Origin of the sequence: Crocinitomix algicola, assembly GCF_001661595.2 — a bacterium.
GTDB classification, from domain to species: Bacteria; Bacteroidota; Bacteroidia; order Flavobacteriales_D; family Crocinitomicaceae; genus Crocinitomix; species Crocinitomix algicola.
Genome location: NZ_LYPF02000014.1, coordinates 90492 through 103288, shown reverse-complemented (window position 1 = coordinate 103288; position 12797 = coordinate 90492). Strand labels below are relative to the sequence as shown.

Annotated in this window: 15 protein-coding genes; 10 read left to right on the top strand and 5 right to left on the bottom strand. The window is 35.7% G+C overall.

What is annotated here, in order from left to right:
• Window positions 1–81: 81 nt before the first annotated feature.
• Both lpxB and A8143_RS08460 read left to right on the top strand, forming a co-directional pair.
• Window positions 82–1200, top strand: a complete 1119-nt coding sequence (lpxB, locus tag A8143_RS08465; RefSeq protein WP_066758400.1) for a lipid-A-disaccharide synthase — start codon at window positions 82–84, stop codon at window positions 1198–1200.
• 81 nt (window positions 1201–1281) lie between these two features.
• Window positions 1282–2388 (top strand): SpoIID/LytB domain-containing protein, encoded by a 1107-nt coding sequence (locus A8143_RS08460; RefSeq protein ID WP_066758398.1) that lies wholly within the window; start codon window positions 1282–1284, stop codon window positions 2386–2388.
• Here the strand turns inward: A8143_RS08460 and A8143_RS08455 are convergent.
• The gene (locus A8143_RS08455) at window positions 2385–2747 is read right to left on the bottom strand and encodes a DUF779 domain-containing protein (RefSeq protein ID WP_066758396.1); all 363 of its coding nucleotides are present in this window, start codon (window positions 2745–2747) and stop codon (window positions 2385–2387) included. The two genes, A8143_RS08460 and A8143_RS08455, sit on opposite strands and share 4 nt — an antisense overlap.
• Window positions 2748–2819: 72 nt before the next feature.
• Entirely contained in the window at window positions 2820–4319 is a 1500-nt protein-coding gene (locus A8143_RS08450) for an aldehyde dehydrogenase family protein (RefSeq protein ID WP_066758394.1), read from the bottom strand.
• Window positions 4320–4461: 142 nt separating this feature from the next.
• Here A8143_RS08450 and A8143_RS08445 point away from each other — a divergent pair, with 142 nt between their 5' ends.
• Entirely contained in the window at window positions 4462–5394 is a 933-nt protein-coding gene (locus A8143_RS08445; RefSeq protein WP_066758392.1) for an AraC family transcriptional regulator, read from the top strand.
• Window positions 5395–5452: 58 nt separating this feature from the next.
• Here the strand turns inward: A8143_RS08445 and A8143_RS08440 are convergent, their stop codons facing one another.
• Window positions 5453–5794, bottom strand: coding sequence for a single-stranded DNA-binding protein (locus A8143_RS08440; RefSeq protein ID WP_066758390.1), 342 nt, complete (start codon window positions 5792–5794; stop codon window positions 5453–5455).
• A 93-nt stretch (window positions 5795–5887) separates the two neighbouring features.
• On the bottom strand, window positions 5888–6238 hold the full coding sequence (locus A8143_RS08435; RefSeq protein WP_066758384.1) for a single-stranded DNA-binding protein: 351 nt from the start codon (window positions 6236–6238) through the stop codon (window positions 5888–5890).
• Between the two features lie 296 nt (window positions 6239–6534).
• On the opposite strand from A8143_RS08435, the gene A8143_RS08430 reads away from it, so the two are divergent.
• The 7 genes from A8143_RS08430 (at window position 6535) to A8143_RS08405 (ending at window position 12098) form a co-directional block, all read left to right on the top strand.
• Window positions 6535–7224, top strand: a complete 690-nt coding sequence (locus A8143_RS08430; RefSeq protein ID WP_066758382.1) for a hypothetical protein — start codon at window positions 6535–6537, stop codon at window positions 7222–7224.
• 90 nt (window positions 7225–7314) lie between these two features.
• Window positions 7315–7506 (top strand): cold-shock protein, encoded by a 192-nt coding sequence (locus A8143_RS08425; RefSeq protein ID WP_066758380.1) that lies wholly within the window; start codon window positions 7315–7317, stop codon window positions 7504–7506.
• Between the two features lie 213 nt (window positions 7507–7719).
• Window positions 7720–8514 carry an RluA family pseudouridine synthase gene (locus tag A8143_RS08420; RefSeq protein ID WP_175437518.1) on the top strand — a complete coding sequence of 265 codons (795 nt, stop codon included), beginning with the start codon at window positions 7720–7722 and terminating at the stop codon, window positions 8512–8514.
• A 30-nt stretch (window positions 8515–8544) separates the two neighbouring features.
• The gene (locus tag A8143_RS16875) at window positions 8545–8748 is read left to right on the top strand and encodes a hypothetical protein (RefSeq protein WP_139134310.1); all 204 of its coding nucleotides are present in this window, start codon (window positions 8545–8547) and stop codon (window positions 8746–8748) included.
• Between the two features lie 220 nt (window positions 8749–8968).
• On the top strand, window positions 8969–9430 hold the full coding sequence (locus tag A8143_RS08415) for an SRPBCC family protein (RefSeq protein WP_066758376.1): 462 nt from the start codon (window positions 8969–8971) through the stop codon (window positions 9428–9430).
• A gap of 87 nt (window positions 9431–9517) precedes the next feature.
• Window positions 9518–10642 (top strand): vWA domain-containing protein, encoded by a 1125-nt coding sequence (locus tag A8143_RS08410; protein ID WP_066758587.1) that lies wholly within the window; start codon window positions 9518–9520, stop codon window positions 10640–10642.
• On the top strand, window positions 10635–12098 hold the full coding sequence (locus A8143_RS08405; RefSeq protein ID WP_066758374.1) for an AAA family ATPase: 1464 nt from the start codon (window positions 10635–10637) through the stop codon (window positions 12096–12098). The genes A8143_RS08410 and A8143_RS08405 overlap by 8 nt, the downstream gene beginning before the upstream one ends.
• A gap of 143 nt (window positions 12099–12241) precedes the next feature.
• Here A8143_RS08405 and A8143_RS08400 read toward each other — a convergent pair whose 3' ends face one another.
• Window positions 12242–12781, bottom strand: coding sequence for a hypothetical protein (locus A8143_RS08400; protein WP_139134309.1), 540 nt, complete (start codon window positions 12779–12781; stop codon window positions 12242–12244).
• Between the last annotated feature and the right edge of the window lie 16 nt (window positions 12782–12797).

Genomic DNA, 12797 nt, shown 5'->3' with positions numbered 1-12797 from the left:
TTGTCGTATTTTTGTTGATTGGTCCATACAGTCAAGCAATTGATTTAATTTGGATTTGATTTTGAACTAAAAAAAGTACGTTTGAAATATTATATAATAGCTGGAGAAGCTTCGGGAGATTTACATGGAAGTAATTTATTACGCGCACTTTTAGAAAAAGATAAAGCGGCGAATATTCGATTTTGGGGAGGTGATCGGATGAAAGCGATAGCCGGAAATCCAGTAAAACATATAAAAGACCTTGCTTTTATGGGATTCGTAGAAGTAATTGCTAATCTACGAACCATTCTAAAAAACATCCGTTTTTGCAAAGAGGATATTTTAAAATTTCAACCCGATGCTCTTATACTTATCGATTACCCGGGATTCAATTTGAGGATTGCTGAATTCGCAAAAAAATCAGGAATAAAAGTACATTATTATATTTCTCCTCAAATTTGGGCGTGGAAACAAAATCGTGTTCATAAAATCAAAAGGAATGTTGATGAAATGTATTGTATTTTGCCTTTTGAACGCGACTTTTACAAACGTTTTGACATGGAAGTAAACTACGTCGGCCACCCGCTTGTGGATGCTGTACAAGACTTTCAAAAAAATGCTCAAACACGAAAAAATTTCCTTTCCAAACATCAACTAATTGATCGCCCAATTTTAGCGTTATTACCAGGAAGCAGATTACAAGAAATCAAAACCAAATTACCTGTAATGTTAGAGGCAGCAAAAGGATTTGAGCGGATGAATATTCTTGTTGCAGGAGCTCCTAATATAGCCGATGAAGTTTACCTCAACCTGGCAAATAAAACACCAATTACCATTATTCAAAACGAAACTTATGATGTTTTAAACCAAGCACATGTTGCAATGGTAACCTCTGGTACTGCAACACTTGAAACTGCCCTTTTTAAGGTGCCACAAGTTGTTTGCTACAAGGGAAACAGTATTTCAGTGGCAATTGCTCGTAAACTAATTAAAGTCGATTATATCTCTTTGGTGAACTTAATCATGGGAAAAGAAGTCGTCAAAGAACTCATACAAAACGACTTAACATCAAAAAACATCCAAAAAGAATTACTTCCATTAATCGAGGAGCAATCCGAGAAGAGATCAAAGATGCTTGAAGCATATTCCTCGCTTGAAGAATTACTTGGTAGCGGCGGCGCTTCTGATAAAGTTGCTTCATTATTGTTAAAAAAATTGTAGTGTTCTATGTTAAAGATGGTCCACATATTCCTTCTTTTTATTCCCCTTGCCTCTTTGGGACAAGAATTGAAGATTGGGCTTATGAGAGACTATACGATAGGAACGCTAGAAATCAAACATAATGAAGGGAATTATGAAATCATTGGTGACACAGTTTTAGTTTCCAATATTTGGGATAAACAATCCGTTTTAATCAAAAGAAGTGGTGATAAAATTAAACTGGTCAAAAACGATAAAACACTTGGTTATTTTGACAGTTTAACCATACGTAAAATGAATGACTTAGGGAGTTTACGCTTGCAATGTTTAGCTCCAAGCTCAAAAAAATCAAGACGTTATAATGACAATTTCATCATAACTCCCGAAGGAACAAATGCCCTATTACTCATCAATCAAGTGAGTATGGCGAATTATCTTGGTGGCGTAATTGAGAGCGAAGGTGGCGGAGGAAAACCTTTAGAATACTATAAAGTTCAAGCCATACTAAGTCGGACTTATGCGTTAGGTCATTTAAATAAACATAAAAAGGAAGGTTTTCAACTTTGTGATCGTGTCCATTGTCAAGCCTATCATAATAAACTCATCTATACGGCCACTATTCGAGATGCTGTTGCTGCTACCGAAGGAATTTTAATGCTAAACAAACGGCTTGAATTAGCCCAAGGATTTTTTTTCGCGAATTGTGGTGGTCAGACTAGCGAGGCCGATTTTGTTTGGAATAACCCAGTCGCACACTGTAAAAGTATTGTGGATACTTTTTGCATTAAATCGAGACAAGCGACTTGGACAAAAAAAATTGATGCGCAAGAATGGCGAAACTATCTTGTAAACGAATTTGGCTACCCTATCAATGACTCCATTTTAGGGCCACTTATTTTTAATTTCGACCAACCTTTTCGTAAAGCCTTTTATCTTTTCCCGCAATTGGGCATACCTTTAAGGGACATTAGAATTAAATTCAGACTAAAGTCCACCTGGTTCTCTTGCAAAAAAGTTGGCAATGAAGTCGTATTAACTGGCAAAGGCTTTGGTCATGGCGTAGGCGTTTGCCAAGAAGGAGCAATGGGTATGGCCCGTCATGGTTTTAATGCCGCTGAAATTCTTAATTTTTATTTTACGGACATTCATTTAATGAATTACTTGACTTGGTCATTCTACCGACAACGGAGTTCACCTCCTCACCCCTAATCTAACCCGAAGTGAGCTAATTCTGCAGCATTTAATAATCGAGACTTTACCAAAAATCGATAGCCAAGTGGGATTTCCAATGAAAAGCTAGCCCCTCTACCTTCCGCAATATCGATAATTAGATAAGTATGTTTCCAGTATTCATATTGATCCTGGTTCATATAAAAGGGAACTTCGTCCAAATCCCCTAAATACACATCACTTTCATCTAAATACAAATCCTCCTTGTCTAATAACATTGGAGACGACCCGTCACAACAGCCGCCACTTTGATGAAAAATAAGTGCTGAATGCTTCTCTTTTACCTTACTAAGTATTTTAGAAGCTTCTGGTGTTATTTCTATCCTACGATAAGACATATGCAAATTTTAATTTAAGAAAAAGGGGGAATAGCTCCCCCTAAAAACAATTTATTGATTTGTACGTTTTTACTAAAAAAATCCTAACTTATTTTTATCATAAGAAATTAACATATTTTTTGTTTGGCGATAGTAGTTCATCATCATTACGTGGTTTTCACGGCCAAATCCTGATTTTTTATACCCTCCAAAAGGTGCATGCGCTGGATAGGCATGATAACAATTCACCCAAACACGCCCAGCTTTAATAGCACGAGGAATTTGATATAATTGATGGGCATCTCTTGTCCACACTCCTGCACCCAAACCATATAATGTGTCATTTGCAATTTCTAAAGCTTCTGCTTCGTCATTAAACTTAGTAACACAAACAACCGGCCCAAAAATCTCTTCTTGGAAAACTCTCATTTTATTATGACCTTCAAATATTGTCGGCTCAATATAGAACCCATTTGCCAAATCGCCCTCCAATTCGCAAGACTTTCCTCCTGTCAAAATTTTGGCACCTTCTTCTTTACCAATTTCAAAATAAGAAAGAATCTTTTTGTGTTGATCATTTGATGCTTGAGCTCCTACCATGGTAGTTGTATCGTATGGATTTCCTTGAACAATGGCTTTAGTCCTTGCGACAACTCGCTCCATAAAAGCGTCATAAATATCTTCTTGAACTAAAATTCTTGAAGGACAAGTACAAACCTCACCTTGGTTAAAAGCGAATAATACAGCTCCTTCAATCGCCTTATCCAAATAATCATCATCATGATCCATAACACTATTAAAGAAAATATTCGGCGACTTACCTCCTAATTCCATTGTAACAGGGTTTAAATTTTTTGAAGCATATTGCATAATAAGTTGACCAGTTGTTGTTTCTCCTGTAAATGCAACTTTGTCAATTTCACTATGTGAAGCAAGCGGTTTACCGGCCTCTGGACCAAATCCATGAACAACATTTATAACACCAGGAGGGAATACTTTTGCAATTTTTTCCATTAACAACGTAGCTGATGAGGGAGTTTGCTCTGCCGGTTTCAACACAACACAATTTCCCGCTGCTAATGCTGGAGGCAATTTCCATGATAACATTAACAATGGAAAATTCCAAGGAATGATTTGTCCAACAACCCCAAGAGGCTCTTTTATAATCAATGAGACAGTATGTTCATCCAATTCGGATGCAGAACCTTCTTCCATTCGAATCGCTGCTGCGAAATACCTCCAATGATCAACAGATAATGGAACATCAGCGTTAAGTGTTTCTCGAATGGCTTTACCATTATCACAAGTTTCAACTAACGCAAACTCTTCTAAATGCGCTTCGATAATGTCGGCAACCTTATTCAATAAAGCCGCACGATGAGTGGCCGAGGTGTTACCCCAACTCTCTTTAGCCGCATTTGCTGCTTCAACAGCCTTATCAATATCTTCCTTTTTAGATCTCGGGTATTTAGCGATTAAACTATTATCCACTGGGGAATGATTCTCGAAATATTCTCCATCTATTGGTGCTACAAATTCACCATTTATAAAGTTTCCATACTTTTCTTTGAATGTAGGTTTAGAATAACTCATATTGTTAAATTTTTATGATTCATGTGAAGCTAGTGAGAATTCAAAAAGAAGAATTGCACTATTCTATCGTTAAATAACACAATACTATGTTTTTAAGTCTTTGTCTATAATTGTTGAAGAAAATCCTTAACTTGTGTTTTCAATGAAAATTGATTCAAGATATCAGCTGGAAAAAAGGTTAAGCACCTTGATAGAACACCAAACTGTTTTCCATTCGGAACGATCGGAACTAAATATGTTTGAAACCTACAAAGTGGCAAAAGAGGTTGACCTCACCTTTGATTATCCCGTTATTGTTAATATGCTCCGGGGCAAAAAAATCATGCACCTTGACAATTTGGATGATTTCGATTTCTACCCAGGTGAAACGTTGATAATGCCTTTAGGAAAAGAAATGATTATCGACTTTCCGGAAGCGACATTTGAAACACCTACTCATTGTCTCGCTCTAGGCATTGATCCTTCTCGCATTAATGAGGTTGTCAATCAATATAGCTCTTTAGTTCAAATTGAAAATGATCCAAAAGTTAATTGGGAAATTACCAATAATCCATCTCGAGTTGATGAACAGCAAGAAATTCAACACTTAATGAATCGGTTAATTTATACATATACGAACAACCATCCTTCCAGAGAGGTTTTGTTGGACATTATGTTGAAAGAACTTATTGTTCGATTACTGCAAACGAATGCAAAAGTTACGTTATTAAATGCTACTCAGGATTTGCATAATAATCATCGAATTGCTTTTGCGATAAAATACATTAAAAATCATCTTACTGAAAAGTTAACTATTGACACCATCGCGGATAAAGTTCATATGAGTACGTCACATTTTCACCGTGTTTTTAAGCATGCAATCGGTGCTTCTCCCATTCAGTTTTTAGTTGAGGAGCGTATCAAATTCTCAAAAAAATTATTAAACCAAATGGACTTACCCATTTCTGAAGTAGCTTCAAAATCGGGCTTCAATAATTTATCTTACTTTACAAGGCAATTTAAAAAGCAAGAAGGTCTTTCCCCAAAACAATACCAACAAAAAATTAGAACTGTTATTATTAAATCAGAAGCATAAAAAAAGCGATTTGAGTTTTACCTCAAACCGCCTTTACCTCAAAAGCTACCGTCAACCCCTATCCGGCCTTTTGCTTGTTTATCATCATAATATCATGAACTTGAACCTCAGTTCTTCGGTGATTTCCGCCACCATTGTCTTTATACGCTCGATTAACTAATTTTCCGTCGACCGCAACCATTTGACCTTTATGCAAATATTTCTCAATCAATTCTGCTGTTCTACCCCAAGCAACAATTTGATGCCACTGCGTGAGTGTTTTTTTGCCGTTTACGTCACGAATTGTCTCATTCGTCGCTAAGGAGAATTTTGCCAATTTTGTTCCATTTTCAAATGTTCTAACAATTGGCTCTATTCCTGTTCTACCAATTAACTGTACCGTGTTCTTTAATTTGTTCATAATGAAATTTTTAAAAATGATTAATAAAACATTGGATTAGGGCGAGTCATAACCTATTATTGCTCCACGAGACTCGCCCCTAATCCAACTCCCCTACTTCGACCCTTCTACTTTTCTACCGAGTAATAAAACCTCTTGTACTTGCACTTCCGTCTTACTGCGCTTTTCTCCTTCCTTGGTTTCATATGTTTTCGTTACAAGCTTACCTTCAATGGCTATTTCTTGTCCTTTTGTTACATATTGTTCAAAGATGTCCGCTTGCTTCCCCCATGCAATAGCGTTGTGCCAGTAGGTAGATTCTACTTTTTCGCCTTGGGCATTTTTATAATTTTCATTGGTGGCTAAACTAAATTTTGCCAACTTGTTTCCGTTTTCAAATGAAATGATTTCTGGCGCTTTTCCTACATTCCCGATTAATTGTACTTTGTTTCTTAAATTGTTCATAATGTGTGTTTTTAATAAAAATTTGAATTAATTACTGTCGTTGTTTGTTAGCGACATTGCAAAGTAAAGAAGCATCAAAAACTACAATCGTACAATAAATGTTTGTATACGAATAACATACGTTTGTAAATGCTTACAAATGTTTTTAACATTGATTTTCAATATTTTATAATTTTATTTCTTCCAATAAAAAAACAACAAAATTTTCCCTTCATTTTTGGAAGTCACTTAAAACAGCATGATTTGTTCACACTAAAACAATTAATTTATTGTGTATATTAGGCAAAACAGAACGAATGAAAGCACTCATCCAGATTGCAAGTCCTTCAATGGAGGCGGCCAAAACTTTTTATGAAAAGGCTAATTTTAAATCAATTCCAATAGCGGGAGGTATTTATTTTTACAGTAATCCGATGATTGTCTATTTAAAGGATGATCCATGCTCACGAGCAGGATTGAGATTATTCAACGCAAATTGGGAACGATTTATCGTTGATAATGGACTAGAAAATCAATACACAAAAACCAAAAACGGTTATATTATATTATCTCCCGAAGGTTGTCCTATTTATTTAGATTTAACCGACGAATTATATATCAATTGCCCAAACGAAGAGGCAACCTGCAATTTTGGAAATTACGCCGGACTGAGCTTAGAATCTGTCCATATTCATTATTCGATAGAATTTTGGCAAAACTTAGGTTTTAAAATTACGATGGGAGACCCTTCTCAAGGTTGGGTTGCATTAAAAAACGAATTCGGTTTTACACTCAGTATTATGGCTTATCAAGCATGTCCTCACCTCTTCCCCATCCCTTCAATAAGCTTTTTTAACAGTGGTAAAAACATACCTATTATCGAGAAAATTAAAGAATCAAATATGGATATAAGTGAAGAAATTACTCGCTTTAACAAAGATGGGGTGGTGGATAATATAATTGTGAAAGACCCTGGTGGACTGGGTTATTTTATCTTTAATGATTAAAATTTTTCTAGTAAAAACTAGAATACCGCTGATAAATTCTTTGTAATTCTATGGAAATGTTATTTTTGTTTGAATACAATTTTAATTATAATGAAAAACGGATCAGTAAAATTCTTTAATGAATCCAAAGGATTTGGGTTTATTACAGAAGACGAAACGAACCAAGAGTACTTTGTACACGTAACTGGATTAATTGATGAAATTAAAGAAGGTGACAAAGTGGAGTTCGATTTAAAAGAAGGAAGAAAAGGTTTAAACGCAATAGACGTCAAAGTTATATAAGCGAGAAAAATTATCTTTACCATGTCCGTTGTATTCTTATGACGGACATTTTTTTTACCCTATTCCATCCACAATTCTATTCATTCTCAATCGACCTAAACTATACTAAAAATCGAAATCTTAAGCTCGCATATTGTTACAGATGTTTCCGAACCTATTCGATTCATCGACTATTGTCAATCGACTAGGCTTGGATTACCGAGTAAAAAGGCCGTGAAAAAAGCGATTAAATCTGGAGAATTACTACTGAATGACCGTGTTGTGGAAGGTGGACGTTTTTTAAAAAACGGCGATAAAATTACCCGTGTCGAAATTGACAAAAGACCTCCAAAAGTTTATCACTACAAATTAGAAGTTTTATATGAGGATGACCATTTTGCGATAGTTGTTAAACCGAGTGGTATAAAAGTTAGTGGCAATCAGTTTAAAACAATTCAAAACATGTTGCCTTATAACCTACAACCTAGTCCAATGACTGATGCCCTTCCATGGCCGCTTACTGCCCATAGATTAGATACACCAACCAGTGGGTTATTATTAATTGCAAAAACAAGCTCCACCCGAATCGCTTTAGGTAGAGACTTAGAAAATAAAAATATTTCAAAAAAATACTATGCCATACTGCAAGGTGATTGTCCGGATGAAATCGAGATTAACACACCAATTAATAAGAAAACGGCTGCCTCAACCCTGAAAAAAATAAAAGCCGTTCCTTCTTTAATTTTTGGCACCTTAAGTCTGGTTGAACTCTCTCCGCTTACTGGCCGAACACATCAATTACGCATCCATTGTCAAAGTATAAATTGCCCCATACTCGGGGATAAATTATATGGTGATCCTAGTAGACAACTGAAACATAAAGGGCTGTTTTTACACGCTTATGCACTCACATTAAATCACCCTATTAATCAAACACCCATTTCAATTGAAACTCCCATTCCTCATAAGTTCAAGAAAAGAATGGAAAATGAATCACGTCGATACTTATCATATCGTTCAGAATTTTAAAATCCAATGATTATTTCGTACCTTTTGGGTATGAAGAATAAGTACTATTCCCTTTTTATATCGATTATCATGTGGTCAACTATAACTTGGGCGCAACGCCCTCGAGAAATACAAGTTGACAATGAACCAACGGATTGGTCAAATCCTTGGAATATTGCACTTTGTATTGTCGTTCCAATCCTCTTAATTTTAGGCGGAATCTATATTCAAAAAAGGGCAAAAAAAAGAAACTAGGCTAAAAATAAGTCCATTAACAAATTAAAACACCGCATTCGTCAATTAAAATTCAGTCACTAACCAATTTTATATAAATTAAGCTGACGTTATCCCCCACCTAACAAATTGCGGAAAACTGAATGAATAGCTCTATATATTATGTCGAGCTATTTTTTTTACCTCCAAATCTTAAAACAAATGAGCGAATTTTCCTGTTACATAGTAAAACAGTTGAGTAATGGCGTTCTATCAATACAATGCAGAGCAAAAATTAAAAGTTTCAAAAAATGAACTATGGGCTTTCATTTCCGACCCTAGAAATCTCTCAAAAATAACTCCAGAAAAAATGAGCTTTTTGATCACAAGCAAAGATTTACCCACGGAAATGTATGAAGGGATGATCATATCCTATAAAGTTAAACCCGTCGCCAATCTCCCAACGACATGGGTGACAGAAATCACTAAAGTAAAAGAGAAAAGTTACTTTGTTGATGAACAAAGAATAGGCCCTTTTTCAATGTGGCATCATGAACATATTTTAGAGGAAATTGATTCAAATACAATACTCATGAAAGACATTGTCAGCTATTCTCCTCCATTTGGAGTTATAGGTAGAATAGCAAATAGTTTATTCATCAAACAAAATCTCAAGCAAATTTTTAATCATCGGAAAGAAGTATTAGACAAAATGTTCTGCTAAACCTTAAAAATAATGCAGCGTTATAATTCTGTTAAACTGAAATAATTTGATAGAATAATGACTAACTTCAAAACAAACTAAAGTGTGATGGAAAAGAACAAACCAAAAATTGGGTTTAAGTTTACAGAATATATTGAGCCACACAAGGAGCCGTTTGATCGATTTTTTGAAATTTTTAAGGAAGTTATCACTTATACTTCAGGCGACATTGATGAGGCGCTGGATTGGTTAGCTCATTTAGATAAAGAGTATAAGCTAAGTACGGACGATTATAACTTAGACGATTTTATCGAAGACCTTAAAAAACGAGGCTATATCAAGGACGATGATGACCCTAACCAAGAAGGAGGAATGGTGATTACTGCCAAAACCGAACGCGCAATCAGAAAAAATGCCCTCAATCAAATTTTTGGGAAATTAAAAAAAGCGGGGCGAGGCAATCATAAAACAAACCATATAGGGGCCGGAGCCGAACAAAGTGGTGAATTTAGAAATTATAGTTTTGGAGACGCCTTATCCCAAATCGCTATTACGGAAAGTATTAAAAATGCGCAAATCAATCACGGGCTGGACGAATTTAAACTGGGGGAGCAGGATTTAGTTGTCAATGAAACCCATCATCAAGCTCAAATGTCAACTGTATTAATGATTGACATCAGTCACTCTATGATTTTATATGGCGAAGACCGCATCACGCCAGCAAAAAAAGTAGCAATGGCCTTAGTTGAATTAATTAGAACCCGTTACCCAAAGGACACAATTGACATTTTAGTCTTTGGAAATGATGCATGGCCAATTAAAGTTAAAGACTTACCCTATTTACAAGTAGGTCCATATCATACCAATACAGTGGCAGGTATTCAACTGGCATTAGATTTACTCAGACGTAAAAAAAACACGAACAAACAAATTTTCATGATTACAGACGGTAAACCAAGTTGTCTAAATTTACCAAATGGCGAATATTACCAAAACAGCTTTGGGCTAGATCCAACAATCACAGATAAATGCTATAATATGGCGCGTCAAGCACGTAAATTACAAATCCCAATCACCACTTTTATGATTGCTCGTGATGAGTATCTAATGGAATTTGTTGAAAAATTCACTAAAGAAAATAGAGGAAAAGCCTTTTATACAGGTCTCAGAGGCCTAGGTGAAATGATTTTTGAAGACTACGAAACCAACCGAAAAAAAAGAATTAATGGATAATACATTGAAAAATATTTCAACCCTTGGCGAATTAAAAAATGCCGGATTTAAATCAAAAACGATAAAGGATGAACTCAGAGACAACCTCATTCTGAAATTACAGAAAAAAGAACCTATTTTTAAAGGAATTATAGGATATGAAACGACTGTAATTCCGCAACTACAAAGGGCAATACTATCAAAACACAATATCAACTTGTTAGGACTTAGAGGACAAGCTAAAACACGAATTGCTAGAAGTTTAGTCGATCTACTTGATGAATGGATGCCAATCATTGAAGGTTCTGAAATCAATGATGATCCGTTTAACCCAATTTCAATGTTTGGTAAGCAACTATTAGCTGAAAAGGGAGATGATACCCCCATTAGCTGGATTCATCGAACAAATCGGTTTTTTGAAAAATTAGCGACTCCAGATGTCACGGTTGCTGACTTAATCGGTGATGTTGATCCCATTAAAGCAGCCAACTTAAAACTTTCCTACGCCGATGAACGTGTAATTCACTACGGTATGATTCCAAGAGCAAATCGCTGTATATTTGTAATCAACGAATTACCTGATTTACAAGCAAGAATTCAGGTTGCACTGTTTAATATTCTGCAAGAAGGTGACATTCAAATTAGAGGTTTTCAAGTCCGTTTAAATCTCAACCTACAGTTTGTTTTTACGGCCAACCCTGAGGACTATACTAACAGAGGGAGTATCGTAACACCACTAAAAGACAGAATTGGATCACAAATTTTAACACATTATCCTATCAATCGGAAAATTGCAAAAAAAATAACAGCGCAAGAAGCTCAAAGCAATAACGCACTAGAAGAAAGGATTCATATTCCAGAAGTAGCCTTAGAATTATTGGAGCAAATTGGATTTGAAGCGCGTACCAGCGAATATATTGACGTCAAGAGTGGAATTTCTGCTCGAATGTCTATCACAGCATACGAAAACCTAATCAGCGCCGCAGAACTTCGCCTCTTGAAAAGTGGTGACCAACATACTAGTATTCGTATGAGCGATTTCCTTGGCGTAATTCCTGCCATTACTGGCAAGGTAGAATTAGTTTATGAAGGAGAACAAGAAGGTGCGGAAGGCGTCGCCCTTTTATTAATCGGAGGTGCAATAAAATCTTTATTCGAAGAGTATTTTTTAACCATTAAAAAGCTTTCGAAACCTGGTCAATATGACGATATTGATGCCATTACCGAATGGTTCATTAATCACCCAGGGTTTGAATTGCTAAATGACAGTACCAATGAAACCTTTACAGAAGCCATAAACGAAATCAGTCCTTTAACGGATATGCTCAATAAATATCAGCCAAACACCGATTCGAAAGATCTTATTTTTATGAAAGAATTTATTTTATGGGCTTTAGTTGAATTTAAAAAATTAGATAAAAAACAAGTTGAAGATGGCTATGAATTCGAAGACAATTTACTTCGAAGATATGAGTAAAATTAATTTAAAAAAGTGGGCGTTCCCAAAGGTTCATTATTAAAGTAATGAGCCTTTGGGCGGGCTATCCATTCTTAGTCCTCTCCAGCTGTCTGTCTTCTGTCGAAGACAAACAACCGAATGCGGGCTACCCATTGCTATCCCTAACGCGTTTGAGTACGGGTCAATTCAACTCGTTGTAAATGATCAAACGAATAGCTAATCACCTCATCATCAGGATTGATTATCCGACCGGAACTCACTTCAAATATCAATTTTTCTCCACGGAGTTCGGTGGTTGATGTCAAGTATATATTTTCTGTTTGAAAAGCGCTGTACAATTTATCTCCATAGTTAAACTCAATAATTCCTATCCCATTACCTTCATCAAGTAAATATCGTCCCTTGCTTAAGTCATCAACCCGCAATTTATAATCTTTTATAATTGGTTCATTTTCCGATAAATACTCTGTCTTCCATATATATACTCCCACACTGTCTGATGCTGCAGCTGTAAAACGCACAGCAACACTGTCCCTTAAAACATTTTGTACATAGATATACATTTGACCTTCCCATACTCCCAAGCATTTATTTGGAAACATGTTAAAATTAGCATCATTACGTGATTCATGCTTCGTTTCAACTTGTCCATATATTGGACGCAGGAGGAAGAAAAAAAATAAAAAAACCAAATATCGCATAATTAAATTCTTTCGT

What these genes read in the sequence shown, in the direction of transcription:
- A8143_RS08415 (WP_066758376.1), top strand. Translation starts at nt 8,969, where the DNA reads ATGGCGTTCTATCAATACAATGCAGAGCAAAAATTAAAAGTTTCAAAA.
- A8143_RS08450 (WP_066758394.1), bottom strand. Translation starts at nt 4,319, where the DNA reads ATGAGTTATTCTAAACCTACATTCAAAGAAAAGTATGGAAACTTTATA.
- A8143_RS08410 (WP_066758587.1), top strand. Translation starts at nt 9,518, where the DNA reads ATGGAAAAGAACAAACCAAAAATTGGGTTTAAGTTTACAGAATATATT.
- A8143_RS08425 (WP_066758380.1), top strand. Translation starts at nt 7,315, where the DNA reads ATGAAAAACGGATCAGTAAAATTCTTTAATGAATCCAAAGGATTTGGG.
- A8143_RS08445 (WP_066758392.1), top strand. Translation starts at nt 4,462, where the DNA reads ATGAAAATTGATTCAAGATATCAGCTGGAAAAAAGGTTAAGCACCTTG.
- A8143_RS16875 (WP_139134310.1), top strand. Translation starts at nt 8,545, where the DNA reads ATGAAGAATAAGTACTATTCCCTTTTTATATCGATTATCATGTGGTCA.
- A8143_RS08455 (WP_066758396.1), bottom strand. Translation starts at nt 2,747, where the DNA reads ATGTCTTATCGTAGGATAGAAATAACACCAGAAGCTTCTAAAATACTT.
- A8143_RS08435 (WP_066758384.1), bottom strand. Translation starts at nt 6,238, where the DNA reads ATGAACAATTTAAGAAACAAAGTACAATTAATCGGGAATGTAGGAAAA.
- A8143_RS08405 (WP_066758374.1), top strand. Translation starts at nt 10,635, where the DNA reads ATGGATAATACATTGAAAAATATTTCAACCCTTGGCGAATTAAAAAAT.
- A8143_RS08440 (WP_066758390.1), bottom strand. Translation starts at nt 5,794, where the DNA reads ATGAACAAATTAAAGAACACGGTACAGTTAATTGGTAGAACAGGAATA.
- A8143_RS08430 (WP_066758382.1), top strand. Translation starts at nt 6,535, where the DNA reads ATGAAAGCACTCATCCAGATTGCAAGTCCTTCAATGGAGGCGGCCAAA.
- A8143_RS08460 (WP_066758398.1), top strand. Translation starts at nt 1,282, where the DNA reads ATGAGAGACTATACGATAGGAACGCTAGAAATCAAACATAATGAAGGG.
- A8143_RS08400 (WP_139134309.1), bottom strand. Translation starts at nt 12,781, where the DNA reads ATGCGATATTTGGTTTTTTTATTTTTTTTCTTCCTCCTGCGTCCAATA.